This window comes from Microcystis sp. M49636_WE2 (assembly GCF_030065375.1).
Classification (GTDB): Bacteria; Cyanobacteriota; Cyanobacteriia; order Cyanobacteriales; family Microcystaceae; genus Microcystis; species Microcystis aeruginosa_C.
Map to the genome: position 1 here is coordinate 1 of NZ_JASJFG010000567.1, position 1,182 is coordinate 1,182.

The 1,182-nt window shown below is 41.3% G+C and carries 1 protein-coding gene; it reads left to right on the plus strand.

Translation table 11 applies throughout. From position 1 onward, the window contains the following. Positions 1–1,066, plus strand: a 1,066-nt coding sequence (gene glyS, locus PX484_RS13100) for a glycine--tRNA ligase subunit beta (protein WP_288104172.1), incomplete at its 5' end; no start/stop codon positions are given. Positions 1,067–1,182 lie beyond the last annotated feature (116 nt).

The following is a 1,182-nucleotide window of genomic DNA, read 5'->3' on the forward strand; positions in this document are numbered from 1 at the left end:
GGGAACCATGCGCGATAAAGTCGATCGGATTATGGAAATTGCCCAGATGATCGTCGAACAGTTAAATCTCGATGAACAAAGTCGCAGTGATATAGAGTCCACTGCCATGCTTTGTAAAGCGGATTTAGTTACCCAAATGGTTTATGAATTTCCTGAATTACAGGGAGTAATGGCCGAAAAATATGCTTTAATTAGTGGTGAATCGGCTGTAGTTGCCCGGGGCATTTTTGAACATTATCTGCCTCGCAATGCCGGGGATCTACTCCCGGAAACAATAACCGGTCAAGTGGTGGGAATTGCCGACAGATTGGATACTTTAGTCGGTATTTTTGGACTGGGAATGCTGCCCACTGGTTCTTCAGATCCCTTCGCTCTCCGTCGGGCTGCCAATGCAATAATTAGTATTATCTGGTCAGCCGATTTTAATATCAATCTTTTGGCATTAATTGAGCAAATAGCTCAGGATTTTGTCACCAGTCATCCCGATAAACCCAACCCAGTCAATCTGATTAAAGATTTTTTTTTACAACGTCTGCAAACTCTCTTAATTGATGATTTGAGCATAGATTACGATCTCGTTAATGCAGTTTTAGGGGAAAACGATCCGGAGTATAAGTCTCGCGCTTTAGAAAATTTATTAGATACCCGTGAACGCGCTCGCTTTTTATCCCAAATTCGTCAGGATGGTCAGTTAGCCAACATCTATGAAACCGTCAATCGCTCGACCCGTTTAGCACAAAAAGGAGATTTAGATACAACTACCCTAGAAGCCAAGGCAATCATCAATACGGAGTTATTTGAACAATCCTCCGAATCAGCATTTTATAACGCTTTAATTGCCCTAATTCCCGAAACTATCAGCGCAAGAGAGCAAAGAGATTATCAGCGTCTCCTCACTGCTTTAACGGCAATTTCTCCCCTGGTGGCTGACTTTTTTGATGGCGAAAATAGTGTGTTAGTGATGGCAGAAAAAGAATCTGTCCGTCGCAATCGTTTAAATCTGTTGGGTTTACTGCGAAATCACGCCCGAGTCCTAGCAGATTTTGGCGCAATTGTCAAGGGATAATTCAGTTATCAGTTATCAGTTATCAGTTATCAGTTATCAGTTATCAGTTATCAGTTATCAGTTATCAGTTATCAGTTATCAGTTATCAGTTATCAGTTATCAGTTATCAGTTATCA